Origin of the sequence: Kitasatospora sp. NPDC096128, from assembly GCF_040303105.1 — a bacterium.
In the GTDB taxonomy this organism is placed as follows: Bacteria; Actinomycetota; Actinomycetes; order Streptomycetales; family Streptomycetaceae; genus Kitasatospora.
This window is the reverse complement of record NZ_JBEOSP010000031.1, coordinates 16,665-31,941: the sequence shown is the minus strand read 5'-3', so window position 1 is coordinate 31,941 and position 15,277 is coordinate 16,665. Positions and strand designations below refer to the sequence as shown.

Annotated in this window: 12 protein-coding genes and 4 pseudogenes; 9 read left to right on the top strand and 7 right to left on the bottom strand. The window is 71.0% G+C overall.

Going from position 1 to position 15,277, the window contains the following annotated elements; genetic code table 11:
• The first annotated feature begins 2 nt into the window (after positions 1-2).
• The 4 genes from ABTY61_RS29115 to ABTY61_RS29100 all read left to right on the top strand — a co-directional run bounded on the left by ABTY61_RS29115 (position 3) and on the right by ABTY61_RS29100 (position 3,068).
• Complete coding sequence (locus ABTY61_RS29115; protein ID WP_350508075.1) at positions 3-515, top strand: hypothetical protein; 513 nt, start codon at positions 3-5, stop codon at positions 513-515.
• A gap of 9 nt (positions 516-524) precedes the next feature.
• Positions 525-1,250: a maleylpyruvate isomerase family mycothiol-dependent enzyme gene (locus ABTY61_RS29110; RefSeq protein WP_350508074.1), complete on the top strand. Its 726-nt coding sequence runs from the start codon at positions 525-527 to the stop codon at positions 1,248-1,250.
• Positions 1,251-1,495: 245 nt separating this feature from the next.
• Positions 1,496-2,212, top strand: coding sequence for a flavodoxin family protein (locus tag ABTY61_RS29105; RefSeq protein ID WP_350508073.1), 717 nt, complete (start codon positions 1,496-1,498; stop codon positions 2,210-2,212).
• A gap of 223 nt (positions 2,213-2,435) precedes the next feature.
• Positions 2,436-3,068 (top strand): RCC1 domain-containing protein, encoded by a 633-nt coding sequence (locus ABTY61_RS29100; RefSeq protein WP_350508072.1) that lies wholly within the window; start codon positions 2,436-2,438, stop codon positions 3,066-3,068.
• Between the two features lie 35 nt (positions 3,069-3,103).
• Here the strand turns inward: ABTY61_RS29100 and ABTY61_RS29095 are convergent.
• The 3 genes and pseudogenes from ABTY61_RS29095 to ABTY61_RS29085 all read right to left on the bottom strand — a co-directional run.
• Positions 3,104-3,229: pseudogene (locus tag ABTY61_RS29095) on the bottom strand (hypothetical protein); the annotation flags it as partial.
• A gap of 226 nt (positions 3,230-3,455) precedes the next feature.
• Entirely contained in the window at positions 3,456-3,935 is a 480-nt protein-coding gene (locus ABTY61_RS29090; RefSeq protein WP_350508071.1) for a DUF2254 family protein, read from the bottom strand.
• 80 nt (positions 3,936-4,015) lie between these two features.
• Entirely contained in the window at positions 4,016-4,219 is a 204-nt protein-coding gene (locus tag ABTY61_RS29085) for a potassium-transporting ATPase subunit KdpA (RefSeq protein WP_350508125.1), read from the bottom strand.
• Between ABTY61_RS29085 and ABTY61_RS29080 the strand changes: the two are divergent.
• Positions 4,187-4,379, top strand: a pseudogene (locus ABTY61_RS29080) (IS630 family transposase); the annotation flags it as partial. The gene ABTY61_RS29085 and the pseudogene ABTY61_RS29080 overlap by 33 nt on opposite strands.
• A gap of 96 nt (positions 4,380-4,475) precedes the next feature.
• On the opposite strand, the gene ABTY61_RS29075 reads toward ABTY61_RS29080, so the two are convergent.
• A complete protein-coding gene (locus tag ABTY61_RS29075) occupies positions 4,476-4,715 on the bottom strand; it encodes an acyl carrier protein (protein WP_350508070.1) in 240 nt (79 codons plus the stop codon).
• Positions 4,716-4,951: 236 nt separating this feature from the next.
• On the opposite strand from ABTY61_RS29075, the pseudogene ABTY61_RS29070 reads away from it, so the two are divergent.
• Positions 4,952-5,560: pseudogene (locus ABTY61_RS29070) on the top strand (ISAzo13 family transposase); the annotation flags it as partial.
• 482 nt (positions 5,561-6,042) lie between these two features.
• The gene (locus tag ABTY61_RS29065) at positions 6,043-6,504 is read left to right on the top strand and encodes a hypothetical protein (RefSeq protein WP_350508069.1); all 462 of its coding nucleotides are present in this window, start codon (positions 6,043-6,045) and stop codon (positions 6,502-6,504) included.
• Positions 6,505-6,904: 400 nt separating this feature from the next.
• Here the strand turns inward: ABTY61_RS29065 and ABTY61_RS29060 are convergent.
• Positions 6,905-7,105, bottom strand: a pseudogene (locus tag ABTY61_RS29060) (IS630 family transposase); the annotation flags it as partial.
• 1 nt (position 7,106) lies between these two features.
• On the opposite strand from ABTY61_RS29060, the gene ABTY61_RS29055 reads away from it, so the two are divergent.
• Positions 7,107-7,904, top strand: a complete 798-nt coding sequence (locus ABTY61_RS29055) for a hypothetical protein (RefSeq protein WP_350508067.1) — start codon at positions 7,107-7,109, stop codon at positions 7,902-7,904.
• A 276-nt stretch (positions 7,905-8,180) separates the two neighbouring features.
• Here ABTY61_RS29055 and ABTY61_RS29050 read toward each other — a convergent pair whose 3' ends face one another.
• Together ABTY61_RS29050 and ABTY61_RS29045 are read right to left on the bottom strand one after the other, a co-directional pair.
• Entirely contained in the window at positions 8,181-10,211 is a 2,031-nt protein-coding gene (locus ABTY61_RS29050; RefSeq protein ID WP_350508066.1) for a pentapeptide repeat-containing protein, read from the bottom strand.
• Between the two features lie 512 nt (positions 10,212-10,723).
• Positions 10,724-11,743, bottom strand: a complete 1,020-nt coding sequence (locus tag ABTY61_RS29045) for a DUF8832 domain-containing protein (protein ID WP_350508065.1) — start codon at positions 11,741-11,743, stop codon at positions 10,724-10,726.
• 358 nt (positions 11,744-12,101) lie between these two features.
• On the opposite strand from ABTY61_RS29045, the gene ABTY61_RS29040 reads away from it, so the two are divergent.
• Positions 12,102-15,107 carry an amino acid adenylation domain-containing protein gene (locus tag ABTY61_RS29040; protein WP_350508064.1) on the top strand — a complete coding sequence of 1,002 codons (3,006 nt, stop codon included), beginning with the start codon at positions 12,102-12,104 and terminating at the stop codon, positions 15,105-15,107.
• The last annotated feature ends 170 nt before the right edge of the window (positions 15,108-15,277 follow it).

Sequence of the window (15,277 nt, the reverse complement as noted above, 5' to 3'; positions counted from 1 at the left end):
ACGTGCGCCGAGCCGATCGGACGGACCCGACGGACCCGACGGACCCGACGGACCCGACGGACCCGACGGACCCGACGGTCAGTGCTGCGCGACCGGCCGCGGAGCCCGGGCGGGACCGTCCCGGTGGGCGGTGGCGCCGGTACGCGGCGCTCACCGTCGGCGGCTTCGCGCCGGTGGCCCTCGCGACCGAGGCCCAGTGGTGGTTCGCACCGTTCGTCGTCGGCCTCGGGCTGGGGCTGGTCACCGCCTGGCGGGGGAGCCCGGTGCGGACCCGGTTGCGGACCGCGCTGCTGATCACCCTCCTCGCCACCACGGCGGGCTGGGCCCTGCCGCTGCTCCTGCGGGCGGCGGCGGGCGAGCCGGTGGTCGGCACCGCGCGCACCACGGCGGCGCTGGCCGGACTGCCGGCGCTGGGCTGGCTGCTGATCGCCGTGACGCTGCTGCTCGCTGCGCTGCAGGGTCTGACGGGCCTGTGGCTGGGGCGGGCCGCCGCCGGGTTGCGCCGGGTCTGGTAGAACGGGTCGGTGACTCAAACACCCTCCTTCGAAGACCTGTTGGCCCTGATCGAGGAGCGCTCGGCAGCGCTGGGCGAGGCGGTCGCCGGAACGCCGGATCCCGACGTCCCAGTGCCCGGCTGCCCGGACTGGTCACTGCGGCAGCTGGTCGAACACCTCACCGAGGTCCAGCACTTCTGGTCCGTCGCGGTGACCGCCGGATCGGGCGCGGAGCCGCCCGCGGACTCCGCGCCGCCGGCGCGGCTGACCGAGGCCACCGGCGCCCTGGTCGCCGCCCTGCGCAAGTCCGGCCCGGATACCGGGTGCTGGGCCTGGTGGGAGCCCAGCGCGGCGCCCCGGACGGCGGCCGCGGTGGCCCGCCACCAGGTCCACGAGGCCGCCGTGCACGCCTTCGACGCCCAGCTGGCGGTCGGCGGTCCGCAGCCGGTCCCCGCCGCGGTGGCCATTGACGGCATCGCCGAGTTCATCGCGGTGACCCACGGGTCCAGCGGCGCCTGGCCGCACCCCGCCGCCCGGGTCGGGCTGCACGCCGCCGAGGGGCCGTCCTGGGTGCTGGAACTCGGCCACAGGGGCGCCCGCCCGGTCGACAACGGGGCGACCACCGACGCCGCCCTGCATGCTCCGGCGAGCGACCTGCTACTCGCCCTGTACGCCCGCCTCCCGGGGGAGAGCCTGCGGGTGGAGGGCGACCGGGCGCTGCTGCGCCGCTTCCTCGACTGGCCCTCCCTGGACTGAACCAGGGGACCGGGAGCTCACCGCCCGATTGTGAGGCCGCAAAGAGCGCTCCACAGCGAAAGGGCCTCGGGCAGGTACCGGTTCCGAGACGCGAATTCGCCTGAACGGGCTCGGCCGAACAGGGGCGGAAGAGCCGCCCGTCAGGCGACCGGCCCAGCACCGCGCGCGCTCCGCGAACCGGCCTGGTGAGCTGTGCCCGGAGCCTGCCACCCGCCCGGCCTCCCCGCCGCCCGAAGGAGACCCCCGTGCCGGACCCGACGACCTCGTACGCCGACCTGCGCGCGCTGGTGATCAACTGCACCCTCAAGCGCTCCCCGGAACGCAGCCACACCCAGGGCCTGATCGACGTCAGCACCGGCATCCTGGAACGCCAGGGCGTCACCGTCGATGTCCTGCGGGCGGTGGACCTCGACATCGCGACGGGCGTCTGGCCGGACATGACCGAGCACGGCTGGGAGACCGACGAGTGGCCGGTGATCTACTCCCAGGTGATGGCCGCCGACATCCTCACCCTGGCCGGGCCGATCTGGCTCGGCGACAACTCCTCCGTGATGAAGAAGGTCATCGAGCGCCTCTACGCCTGCTCCTCGATCCTCAACTCCGAAGGCCAGTACGCCTACTACGGCCGGGTCGGCGGCTGCCTGATCACCGGCAACGAGGACGGCGCCAAGCACTGCGCGATGAACGTGCTCTACAGCCTCCAGCACCTCGGCTACACCATCCCGCCGCAGGCGGACGCCGGCTGGGTCGGCGAGGCCGGCCCCGGGCCGTCCTACCTGGACCCGGGCTCCGGCGGCCCGCAGAACGACTTCACCAACCGCAACACCACCTTCATGACCTGGAACCAGCTCCACCTGGCCCGGATGCTCAAGGACGCCGGCGGCATCCCGGCGCACGGCAACCAGCGCTCGGAGTGGGACGCCGGCTGCCGCTTCGACTTCGAGAACCCCGAGCACCGCTGACCTGCCCGGACGGAGCGCAAACCGCTCGTACGCGGCCATGGCAGGAGATGCGACAGCCGATTCTGTCCCCGCATCCGGATGTTCATGGCGGCGAGTCGCGATTCGCGTGGGCGTGGGTGTGGGCGACCGATTGAACCGGTCGCAGAGGCTGAGTTTGGTCAGGACCCTGGAGACGTGGGGCTTGCGGATCCGGGTGTCGGGATAGCCCAGTTCGGCGAGGAGCATGGCGGAGAGGCTGCCCGCGCTGGTCGCGAGCCTGACCCTGCTGGGCTCCATCGCGCTGCCCACCTCCGCCGCCTCCGCGTACGACCTGCGGCTGCGCTCCTGGGGACTGAACACCAGCGGGCAGCTGGGCGACGGTACCAAGACCCAGCGGCTCACCCCGACCTCCGTCGTGGGTTTGTCGGGCGCCGAGCTCAACTCCGTCGCCGCCGGCGGTACGGGCGGTTCGGCCGGCTCCGGCTTCGGGCTCACCCTGCTCGCCAACGGCACCGTCGAGTCCTGGGGCCTGAACGACAAGGGCCAGCTCGGCAACGGCACCACCACCGACAGCAGCACCCCGGTGACCACGCTCACCGCCCTGACCGGCGTCGACAAGATCGCCGCCCCGGTCGGCGGGGACTTCAGCCTGGTGCCGTCGGTGCTGAAGCGAGGCGTGGCGTACACGCTTGCCTGCCGGTCGCTCAGGTGGGACGGCCGGCGCTGCAGGATGTCCTCCGAGACCTCCGCACCGTCGCGCTGCGCCTGGAAGAACCGCACGTTCTGCTCGACCAGGGGGGCCATCAGCTCGCGGGCCGGGGCCACCCTGAAGCGGGGCGAGGTGCCGCTCACGGTGCCGGTGAGGGCCAGGTGGTAGGTGCCGGGTGCGGTGAGCGCGGACAGGTCCATCGTGTGCACCGAGGCGAAACGCTCGTTCCAACTCCCGGTGCGGGGACCGACGTGCCCGGTCAGAACGGTGTGGTCCTGATCGTCGAGCACCGCGAAATCCGCGTGCGTCAACCGGTCGTCGGGACCCATTGCCGTGGCGGCTTTGCTCTCACCAGCGCCGTAGCCGCCCTGGTTGACGCGAACCACCACCTCCCCGGTCCCGTGCCCGTCCGTGTGAGCGGTCGGATCGCAGCCGAGGACGGTGGACACGGCGAGAGCGGCGGCGGCCGGAAGAACCACCGCACGAAGACGACGAATGAGCACGCACCCACTGTGACAGCCGCTGCACGAAGGGACGCTGAACGCCGCCCCGGTTTCAGCCCGGACATTCCGGCGGCCAGGCGAAAGCCGCGGGATTCCCTGTCAGCAGGACGGTGTAGAAGAAGGTCGCCATGAAGGTGCCGAGGGTGACCTGGGTGCCGAGGTCACGGATGAAGGTCCGCAGCATGCGCGGCCCGAACTGGCTGGAGGCGAGGGTCAGTGCCACGATCGTGATCGAGAAGACCAGGCCGACCACGGTGATGATGGCGGCCGCCATGGTGGTGAGGATCTGCCAGGCCACGTCCGCGGTGCCGCTGAGCACCCAGTCGGCGAGTGACAGCCGGCCGTCGTAGGCGGCGCGGTCGACGACGACGGTGACGGCGAACAGCAGCGTGCCGGCCAGGGTGACGGCGGTGGGCACCAGCCACAGGTTGGTCCGCAGCCGCTCCCGGTGCCAGGGGGAGCCGAACAGCGCGGGCCGCTGGCGGGTCGGGGTGAACAGCGCACGCAAGGGCGTGAACAGGGCGGGGCGCATGAGGGACTCCTTGTGCGGACGGGGAAACGCCTGCGCGCCGGACCGGGGAACGGTCCGGTACGCAGGCGTTCGCTCGCGGGTTACATGAGGCCTTCCACCAGCGGGCCGAGGGCCATCGCGGGAAGGAAGTTGAGCAGGGCGAGGACCAGGGCGGCACCCGTGGCGAGGGTGACGAAGTTGACCCCGGTCGGGCGCAGCGTGCCGACCGTGACGACGCCGGGCCGCTGCTGCCCGAGCCGTCCGGCTACGCCCCGGTGCTGCCGATGATGCCGGGCATGCCAGATTCGCCGCACTCACGACTACCTGCGCAACGGCGTCACCACTCTGTTCGCCGCCTTCGACGTGGCCAGCGGCGAGGTCATCGGCTCCCTCCACCGTCGGCACCGCGCGGCCGAGTTCAAGAAGTTCCCTGGAGAAGGACATTCGAGCCTGGATCAAGACCTGGAACGAGGACCCCCGCCCGTTCACCTGGACCAAGACCGCCGATGAGATCCTCGAACGACTCGTCTCATATCTTGAACGAATTCCCGGCGTAGGACACTAGGACGCGCTCGCGGCAGCCTTGGCGAGCTGGCCCACGGTGGCGCCTTCTTCAATCATCGTGTCCAGCACATCGACACCGAACTTCATCTCGATCGCGGTGCTGAGTTCCTCGCCCAACAAGTAGTCGAAGCCGAGATGAGCGAGCCTGGCATCGGGAGAAACCGTGTCTGCCGGGAGACCCATGTTGGTCTCGATCCAGGTAGTGATCATCGTGAGTGCTTCGTCGTAAACTCCCATGGGGCACACCGTATCTGCCGAGAGAGCCGGCCCCAGCGGCCCTCTCGAAAATTTACCCAACAGTCTCTGGGGGGGCTGAAGGTCCGATACGGCCCCCGTCGTTCCGCGGAACGCCTCGCCCGACCCGCTTACGAACAGCTCGGAGCGACGTCGCAATCAGTACCAGCGGTAGCCTTCGGCTCCCTCATCCACATAGATCACGAAACCTCACTGGAGTACTGGTACTCCAGTGAGAGTCCCTGTCGCTGCGGGCACCGGCCGCGACCCTCACGTCTCAGGGCCATTGGGTCAGTGCCGCAACCGTCGGGCGCCTGCTGTACGGCTTGGGCCACAGCCTGCAGGGCACCGTCAAGTCCACCGAGGGCGCCGGACATCCCGGTAGCGACGCCCGGTTCACCCACCTCAACGCCACGGCCACGGCCTTCCTCGACGACCGGCAGCCGGTGATCAGCGTCGACACTTAGGCCAAGGAATGGCTCGGCAGCCGCGACCGGCCCGGCCGCACCTTGGGACCGGGCAAGAATCCGATCAAGGTCGACTGCCACAGCTTCACCACCAGCGGCTAGCCCGTCGCCATCCTGTACGGAATCCACGGCATCGCCACCAACACCGGCTGGGTCAACGTCGGGACCGGCCACGACACCGCCGAGTTCGCGGTCGAGTCGATACGCCGCTGGTGGCAGCGGCGCGGACGGGTACATCACCCGAACGCCACCCGGCTGCTGATCACCGCCGACGCCGGCGGTTCCAACGATCCCCGCCGATGGACCTGGAAGAAGCACCTGGCCGCCTTCGCCCTGGAGAGCGGCCTGGAAATCACGGTCTGCCACTTCCCGCCGGGCACCCAATGCCGTTGTTGACCTGGTGAAGCACGTGTCGTGACCGGCCGTCCGTCAGGTCGTCGGGCAGCTCATGTCGCTACCTGCTGCGCCACCGCTCCGGTCGTTGCGGCGGCGGCCGGTTGACCGCCGTCGACCACGCTGCCAACGGAGGCCGTGCGGGCGGGCCCCGCGGCTCGGCGCGTGTCCTGGGCCGCTGGCCGCCCGCGTCGGTGTCTGCGAACCGGGTGAATACGCCCCGGGCCGCGCAAGGTCCGGAGCCGCGGCGTCGATGGTTGAAGAGCAGGCCCGGACCGCCGATGGTTCGGCCGACGACACGGAGGCGGTTTCTGATGGCTCGGTTGCTTCATGCTCGTCCTGCGGCGACTGGCGCGTACCGGCGCACGGCGCTGGCAGCTGCCCTACTCGGGTGCGCGGTTCTGGTGGCTGCCGGCTGCTCCTCCTCCTCGTCCGGGTCTACGGCGACGACGAGTCCACGACAGCCGGAGGTGAGCTCCTTCTCGGGGCAGCTTCCCTCGGCGCTCGCCTCGGCGAAGGCGTCGGTGCTGGAGTCCGTGTCGGCCGCTGCGGCCTCGGCCTCGGCGGCGGCGTCCTCGTTCGAGGCCTCCGTCTCGGCGCAGATCGCCGCCGGGCGCGCCGAGGCCAAGGCCGTACTGGAGAAGACCCAGGGGGCGGGGAACGCGACGTCGGACGTCACGATCACGGGGCTGCCGAAGGCGCAGGCGGCGGGCTTCAACGCGGCACTGGTGACGGTGGTCAACAGCACCCGTGCCACGGCCTCGTACGCGATCAGGGTGGACTTCTCAGACGAGAGCGGGAAGGTCGTCGACACGACCTTCCTGAACGTCAAGGACCTCGCGGCCGGTGCGACGGCCACACCCACGGCTTTCAGCCCGCTCGACCGCGACCAGGCCCTCCTCTCGCGCGTCGTCCAGGCCCAGCGGTACTGAGCCGGTCGCCCACGGGCAGGGGGCCGGTGAGTGCGACCGCCCGGTCCGTTGCTCCACTGCGCCGTCGCGGCGGGACGTGGACGGACGCGCAGGTACAGGCCGCGCCGGCCGGAGCCGGCGCGGCCGTCGGTTCTACCCGTTCGTCGTGCGCCTCAGTCCCGGTGGTCCCATGCGCGGGTCTCCGTTGCCGAGCTCGTCCACGAGGTGCCGGCCGTCAAGCGGACACCGCTGCCCGCACCGCCTGCGCCCGCGCAGAAGCCTGGCCTGTTCAAGCGCGCCCTCGGACGTCGCTGAACCGGCCGGGCTTGTGGCGACGGGGTTTACGAGCGGGCGAGATCCGCGTCCCGGGCGTCGGGCTCGACGGAGCCCCTGGAGCAGCTCGGCTACTGACTTCGGCGCTTCAAGGTGATGGCGGTGGGAGGTCGAGGGAGAGCCCGGTTCCGGTGAGGAAGCCGTCGAGGATGTCGGGGCGGTACTGCAGTTGCTTGAGACATTTGCGGACGAGGGCCTCGAGTCGGTCAAGGGCAACGCCGGCGAGGTTCGCCAGGCTGCGTTTGGCGTGGGCCCACAGGTACTCGACCGCGTTCAGCTCGGGTGCGTAGGTGCCCGACGACAAGGGCCGCCTGGCATGGGTGAGCGCGGTCCGGCCAGGACGCACCTCGGAGATCACCGCCTGCCGCCAGGACAAACTGACCGCCCATCTGCGCGCGGCCGGCCTCGTCGCGATCGCTGACCTGGGCTTCGTCGGCCTCGACGACAGTGACCCGGACGCCGACCCGGCGGTGATCACCGGCTACAAGGCCGCCCGCAACCGGCCCTTGGCCCGAGGGCCGAAGCTGTCCAACAAGGCGTTGGCCCGCGGTCCGGGCGCCGGTCGAGCACGGCTTCGCGCGGCTGAAGAACTGGCGCGTGTTCGGCACGGTCCGCACCGACCCGAGGTGGGCGACCGCGCTGGTGCGGGCCCTGCTGGTCCTGACAAACCGGGAAGCCGCCCGCTGACCGACGATCTACACCCAAGTCACCCGCCCACAACCAGCGTGAGCACCCCGACTCCGACGCACACCAGCGTCGTGACCTGCTACTTCACGATGCACACGGCTCATTGGACCCACAGTCGAGAGACTCGGGCTGTGGACATGGGGATCTCTGGTTTCGAGCCGTCCTTCCTGGTCGGATTCGAGGCGATTCGGCAGGCGCACGGCTCACGGCTGGCGATGCTCGCGGGCAGGCGCTTGACGGCCTTCGCCGTGGTGCGTTTCGCCGAGGACGGGGACTGGTTCGCCGACTGCCCTGTGGTGCTGGACTTCGACGGCATCCAGGTGGAGGTCTGCCACTGGAAGCTCGACGAGCTCTCGATCGGCTGGGACACGAACGACACCGTGGCGGACATCGTCGGCTGAGAGTGGTCCGAGCTCACGCCCGAGTGGTCTCAGCGCGATGAGCGCTTCGAACCCTTCGTCGGCCAAGAACTCCGCGGGGTCGCGCTCCTTGAGTGACGGCCGACGGCGCTGATCGTCCCCCACTATGTGCTCAGGGCTGGGACAGATCTGCTCACCCCAGTTCCCCGCCTGTAGCACGCTGAGGCATCACCGAGGTGTCCCTCGATGTCGGAGGTGGGGCGGTCTCACGGTCTGTTGAATACCGGCGCTGAGTATTGGAGTGGTGCTCCGTGACCGCTATCGCTTGACGCGCTCGCGTACGGCGAGGACGACGAGAGCAAGCAGGACGGGTTCGGTGATCCGCGAGGCCAGCTCGATCGCGGTGCCGGCAGGAGTGAGATTCTGTCCGGAGGTGCGGAAGACAACGGAATTCACGGCGACTTGGGCGGCTCTACCGGCGCGCTGAAGGGTCCAACGGCCGCCAGTGATGGACAGGTCTGGCTGGTTCGCCTGGAGGGCGATTGTGCTACCCGCCAGGGTGCCCGTCGCGTTGGGCAGGGGAGCGTGGGTGGGCAGGCCCCCTGCCATGAGGCCCAACACGGTGAGGCCCATGGCGAGGCTGAGCCAGAGCACGGCGCGCAGCGCGCGCAGGCCGTAGCCGGACAGGAGCCAGTACGCCCCTAGGAGGGCGCGTTCTGCGAACGCGGTCCCGGTTCGATCGTGGCGGCGCATTTCCATCTCGCCGTAATAGAAGTCCGCCGCGCCGGGTACGTTCTTGCTGTCCTCGTACGCCTTGCGCAGTTCCCGGTACGTGGCGGCCAGACTCTCAGGTCCAGGGTCGCGAACCCGGCTGGGCCGCGGCGGGCGGGAGGCCCAGCCTCGTGGCGGGTCCGAGTTTCGGGCTCCGGCATGATCGGCACGCCAGTAGTGTTCCTCGGCCAGAGTGCGTCGACGACTCCACCAGTAGAGCCACGGCTTGCACCAGTGCCAGCGCCAGTGGACGCCGGTGGGGGTGGGAGCAAAGCTGCAGCGACCTTCCAGACGGAGTTGGTCCATGTGAAAGGCGCCGGAGAAGAGACAGGCCGTCAGGTCGACATCAGTCAAGACCAAGTGAGCGGCGTCCAACCCCCGCACGGACACCACTCGCACACTGGGGTCCAAGGGGATCAGCATGATCTCGTCCATCGGTGTGCCGGACGCCGTGTCGAACGGGGCGGTCTGAACAGGTTTGACGGCCACGGGGGAGGACAGCACCGCATCGGTCAAGTCCACGGTCGCGTATCGCAGCCGTAGAATTGCCGTCGACTTCCACTGTGTTCGCTCGCAGCACAGCTCCCGCGCCGCCGCCTCCACCGTTACCGGCGTCTCGAAGACCGCGCGGGACAGATCGACCTGCTCTCTGCAGACCAGCGGTCCCAACGACGGCAGCGACGTGAATCTCGCCTCGCTGAACCGGACGTTGCGGGGAAACGGTGCCTCGGCAAAGAAGAGCCCGCCATCGAACGTCGCCCGCTCGAAGACCGCGTCCTCAGTGAATGTCGCCCGGTCGAATACGGCGTTGCCAGTGAATCTCCCCTCCCCGAACCCAGCCGACGCGCTGAACTTCGCCCGCTCGAACACGGCATTGCCGCTGAACGTGGCCCTGTCGAACCCGGCCGGGCCGTTGAACGTCGCCCGGTCGAACCAGGCTGCGCTGGCGAATTCCGCCTCCGAGAACCAGGCGTAGCTGGTGAACGTCGCCGCGGCGAACCGAGCTTCGTCGGTGAACGCCGCACCTTCGAAGAGGGTATTGCCGGTGAATTCGGCAAACTCGAACAACGCCTCTCCGGTGAACCTCGTCCCTTTGAACGTGGCCAAGGCGCTGAACGTCGCCTCTTCGAAGGAGGCGACGCCGTCAAACGTCACCCGCCCGAAGACGGCGTCGTCCTTGAACGTCGCCCAACGGAAGTCGGCCTTGCCGAACGTTGTCCCCGTGAAGTCGGCTACGTCGTTGAAGGCCACCCCCTTGAAGACAGCGTCGCCGGTGAACGTCGCCCCCATGAACCGGACTTTACCGAGGATGGATCGCCCCGCGTGGTCACTCAGGGATCGCAGGAGGGCCCCCAGGAGTGAGTTGGTGAATGGAGTGCCGCGATGGTCAATGTCGTCACCGGGTGTGAGTCCGGCGAAGTAGGCGGCCCGCTCGTCGTCGGCCAGGTGGGCCAGGCAGGAGGCGTGGCCGGGGACATGTACGCCGCGGCAGCCGATCGGGTCGGTCGCCTCCTGTGCACCACGCCCGCAGTAGTCCCAGTCGGGCGGTTCCGGCATCAGTGCGCGGGAAGCGGTCACGGACGGTGTCTTTGGGGTCACGCGATCCATCGTGGGCCAACAAGTGCGGCCTCAGCGGTGTCCGGGCGGTCATGCTGGACTGGTTCACCCGCCCGGCGGACCGTCGAGTTGGGGAATTGAGAGCAGGCTTGGATCTTTTCAACCGTCCTCATCGGGACTGGCAGGTTCGCCGTCCCCCGCGACTCTGGCTGCAGTTCAGCTCCCATCGCTCAGACGGGCGCCTTCTGCAGGCGCCAGATCCTCGAGTACCAGGCGAACCCGCTGGCAACTGGCAGTTGCTGCCTCCAGGGCCAGCGGGTTCGTTGACTCACCCCTCCGGGATTCAGCGAACTGGTCGGATTTAAGGCCGAGTCGTCTCTTAGACACCATGGGCAGCGTTCCACGTCGCCGGCGGAGGCAGGGGACGTAGATCTTGTAGCCGTGGGTGATGGCGCGGGTCTCGGTGATGTGGTGCGAGCTGCTGTCGAGGACTGCCGGCCGACGGCGGCGCGTGTTCTTCGGCGGCCGGTGCGTCAGGTGACGTGGAGTGTGAGTGCCGCGGTGTGGACCCGGCCGGCGGTCTGGAACTGGAGGTAGGCCCGCCAGTTGCCGGGTTCGCCGAGCAGGGCGTAGAAGGTGAGCGGCAGCCCGCCGTGGTCCGGGTTTGCGGGGGTGGTGGGGTGGAGGTGGGCCAGCGCCTGGTCGCCTTCGTGGACGATGCTGAGATGGGCATAGCTGCCCAGGTACGGCTGGAGGTCGGTGACCGGCCGGCCGTCCTTGCTGATGGTGACGGTGAGCGGGGCGGGCGTTCCCGCGGTCAGCGGGCCCTGGACGGCGAGGGTGTAGCCGTCGGCGGTGGTGCTGTCGGTCGCGGCCGGCAGTGGCACGATGCCGGCCTGGCCCGGCACGGTGACGGTGCGGCTTAGGGCGAACTCATTGCCTTTGCGGGGGCCGGTGTTCGGGGTGAAGGAGGCGTACAGGCGCCAGGTGCCCGGTTCGAGGGCGGCGAGGCCGGCAGTCCAGGTGCCGTCGGGGGTCATGGTGGGGTGGACGTGCTGGTAGCCGGTGAGGTCCGAGCGGATCGCGTAGAAGTGCAGTTGCCTGGTCTGGACTTCGGCGAAGTCGGTGACCGGGTGTCCGTCCGGGCCGGTGATGGTGAACGGGTAGGTCACCGCTTCTCCGGCGGGGAGGCTGGTGGCCGGGGAGTCGAGGCGGTAGCCGTCGCGTTCGGTGGCGAGCCCTTCTCCGGCGGTCGCCATCCCGGCCATCCCAGGCATCCCGGCCATCCCGGGCATGGCGGGCATGGCGGGTATGGCGGACACATCCGACGGTGCCGCAGGCATCGCCGTCGTGCCGTGGTCCATGCCGGCCATGGCGGAGCGTTCCGAGTGCGTCGACGGCCCGCGGGCGGCCAAGGCGAACAGGGCGATCGAGCAAGCGGCCAGGGCGACGGAACCGATGTAGAGGGTGCGGTGTCCCGGCCAGCGGCTGGTCTGTGACGGGTTCCCCCGCCCCGTGGACGCTGACTTCTCGTGCTCGGTGCTGACGTTCATCCCGGCCGGCTCTCCTCTCGTGCGGCCGGTCGGCCGCGTCATTCAGGAGATCCCGACGACCGGTTCCGATAACGGAAAGGTGCGGGCGCGCGGATGTTTCGTCGCACGGGGCAGAGGGCGAGGACGGTGCCCCGCGCGGTGGGGGACAGGTCCTCCGTGGAGTGGGCCCTGACCCGAGCCTGCCCGACCAGCCGTGTGCCGCAGCCGCCTCCGACCGGACCAGGTCACCACGCCCGGCTCAGGACACTAGGGGTTCTTTCAGGGTGACCGGTTGTTCGATCCAGACATGAATGGGAGTAGGAGTTCGGCTCGGCTGCGTCCGGGCGCCGCCGGGCGGTTCGAACGGGCCGTCGCGCCCTTGGAGCATTGGTACGCGGGGTTCCCGAGGGCGCTGTCCCCGGTGCTCGGCTTGGTCGTCGAGGGCGTCGGCGAGACCACGGAAGAGGAGCTGCGTCGGGCAGTCGCAGCAGCCTCCGAGGTCTGCCCGGGCGCGCGGCTGACCCGCCGCGGCATGCGCTGGGTGGACGGCCGCCAGGCCCCGCCCGTCCGCCTCGTGGCGGGCCGGGCGCCTGACGGCCACACCCCCGACCGGGACGGTATCGGCCGAACGGCCGAGCTGCAGCGGCCGCTTCCGGCCCGCGGCGCGTACTGCGAGGCCGTCCTCGTCGACGGCCCGTGCCCGGCCGTCGTCTTCCGCGCCTCGCACGCCGTGATGGACGCGCGCGGGCTGCGCCGCTGGGCCGCCGACGTGTTCCGGGCGCTGCGCGGCGAGGAGCCGCTCGGCGCCATGTCCACGATCGCCGTCACGGAGCTCGACGAACCACTGCTGCGCCAAGGCGGCGCCGTGGACGGGGAGTTCGCGCTGCGCCCGGTGCTGGAGGTGCCGCGCGGCGCGGGCCCGCACGGGCAGCGCTGGTGGCGCCGGACGGTCGACGGCACCTTCCCGGCCGTCGCGGCCCGGTTGGCCACCGAGCTGGCCCGGCGTTCCGGCGAGCCGGTGGCGACCGTCGGGATTCCCGTCGACCTGCGGCAGTTCCACCCCGGCGTGGACTCGACGGGCAACCTGGCGCTGACCGTCAGTCTCGACATCCCCGCCGGGCAGGAGTGGGAGGAGACCCAGCGGCAGCTGCTGGGCGTGCTGGCGGAGCGCCGGGGTGTGGTCCGCACCCCGGGTCCCGAGATCCTGCGGGCGCCGCTCGGGCTGCTACGGATGATCGTGCGCAGGCTCGACCACGGGACACGTCGCACAGGCCGGTTCGCCTCGGTCGCGTCGGTGACCAGCCTGGGCCGGATCGACCCCGGGGAGTTCGCCACTGCCGGCCACCGGGCGACGGCACTGTACCTGCTGTGCCCGCGCGAGCCGGCGAGCCCGCCCGGCCTGAGCGTGGTGGAGTACGACGGGCGCACCGAGCTGACGCTCGCCTGGTGGGCCGACGGCGCGTGTGCGGCCCGGGCCGAGGAACTGCTCGACGGACTCTGCGAGGCGCTCTCGCCGCCCGAGGCCCGTGCGTACGCCACGTTGCGGCGGCCGGCGCCGCCGGACAGACCCGGGGACACCCGGACGGTGGTGGAGCGCTTCCGCGCCCAGGTGGCCGCCCGGCCCGCCGCAGTGGCGATCAGCGGGCCGGACGGCGACGTGAGCTACGCCGAACTCGACCGCAGGGCACGGATGATCGCCGCCGGGCTCCGTGAGCGCGGCGTCGGCCGTGACACCGTCGTCGGCCTGCTCGCCGACCGCTCGGCCGCCGCCGTGGCCGGCGCGTGGGGCGTCCTGATGGCCGGCGCGGCCTACCTGCCGATGGACCCGAAGCACCCGGACGCCCGCGTCCGCGAGCTGCTCGCCGACGCCGTGGCACCGCTCTGCCTCACCCACCGGCCCTACCTGCAAAGGGACTTCCTGCCCCCGGGCTGTGCGCGGCTGCTGCTGGAGGAGCTGCTGGACGGCCCCGCCGAGGACCTCCCGGCGGGCGGGCCGGAGCCGGCCGACCTCGCGTACGTCGTCTACACCTCCGGCTCGACCGGCAAGCCCAAGGGCGTGGAGATCGAGCACGGCGCCCTCGCCGCCTACGCGTCCTGGGCGATCCGTGAGCACGGCATCGACCACGGCACCCGGATCCCGCTGCTGTGCTCGCTCTCCTTCGACGTCGCGGAGATATCGCTCATCCTGCCCTTCCTGGTCGGCGGCACCCTGCTCATGATGGGCGAGGAGCTCACCCACGTGTCGCTGCGCGAGGTGCTGGCCGCCGGCGCCACGGTGCTCGCGCTCACCCCGACCCACCTCGACCTGATCACCCGGCTCGACCTCGGCCCGGGGCAGGTTCGCACCCTGCTTGTGATCGGGGAGCAGTTCACCCGCGCGCTCGCGCTGCGCGCCCTGGAGCGCTTCGGCCCGAACTGCCGGATCGTCAACCTGTACGGGCCCGCTGAGGCCACCGTCGGCGTCAGCCAGCACGTCTTCGACGAGGCGCACGATGACGGCGCGAGCGTCCCGGTCGGGCTCCCGGGCGACGGCGTCGCGATGTACCTGCTGGACGCCGAGCGGCGCTTCGCCGCCCCGGGCGCGACCGGCGAGCTGTACCTCGGCGGGCGCCAGCTGGCCCGCGGCTACCGCGGCCGCCCGGACCTCACCCAGGAGCGCTTCGTCCGGCTCGCCGACGGTACCCGGGTCTACCGCACCGGCGACCTCGCCCGCCGACTGCCCTCCGGGGAAGTGGAGTTGCTCGGCCGGATCGACGACCAGGTCAAAGTGAACGGGCACCGGGTCGAGCCCGCTGAGATCGCCCGGACCCTGGAGGAGCACCCGGACGTGGCGGCAGCCGTGGTCGTGCCCCGGCAGCGGCCCGGCCGCGACGGCAAGGTGCTGTGCGGCTACGTGCTGCCCCGCCCCGACGCCCGCCCGCCGGGCGCCGCCGAGCTGGAGCGGCACCTGCTCGCGCGCGTGCCCGCCTACCTGGTGCCCGCCGTGCTCACGCTCGTCGACCGGATCCCCCGCACCGTGAACGGCAAGGTCGACGTGGGCGCGCTGCCCGATTCGTTCGGCGGGCCGGGGGCGAGCGCCCTGCCGGAGGCCGTCGCGCTCGGCCCGGTGGAGCGGGAGGTCGCGCGGATCTGGGCCCGGGTACTCGGCGTGGCGGCCGGGGAACTGGGCCCGGACAGCGACTTCCACGACCTCGGCGGCGACTCCCCAGCCATGATCACCATGCTGGCCGACGTGGCTCGCGAGGTGACCGGCCTGGACGGCGAGGCGCGCCTGGCGGCCCGGCTGCGGGAGGTCGTCGCCTGCCCGACCCTGGCCCGGGTCGCGGAGCTCGCCGAAGCAGCCCGGCGGGAGCAGACCGGGCCGGAGGTCTCGCAGACTCCGTAGCGGTGCCGTGCCTCTGGTTCGCCGGCTGTGCCGAGAACGGCCCGCGAGCAGTGGCGCAGGAGGAACGGATGTCCAAGCGTGTACCGATAACCGGGGTGAGCGGCCGGGGCGGGTCGTAGTGGCCGGACATCTCATCTCCCTGGGGCACGAGGTCTGGGGCCTCACCAGGG

What these genes read in the sequence shown, in the direction of transcription:
- ABTY61_RS29045 (WP_350508065.1), bottom strand. Translation starts at nt 11,743, where the DNA reads ATGAACGTCAGCACCGAGCACGAGAAGTCAGCGTCCACGGGGCGGGGG.
- ABTY61_RS29090 (WP_350508071.1), bottom strand. Translation starts at nt 3,935, where the DNA reads ATGCGCCCCGCCCTGTTCACGCCCTTGCGTGCGCTGTTCACCCCGACC.
- ABTY61_RS29075 (WP_350508070.1), bottom strand. Translation starts at nt 4,715, where the DNA reads ATGGGAGTTTACGACGAAGCACTCACGATGATCACTACCTGGATCGAG.
- ABTY61_RS29100 (WP_350508072.1), top strand. Translation starts at nt 2,436, where the DNA reads ATGGCGGAGAGGCTGCCCGCGCTGGTCGCGAGCCTGACCCTGCTGGGC.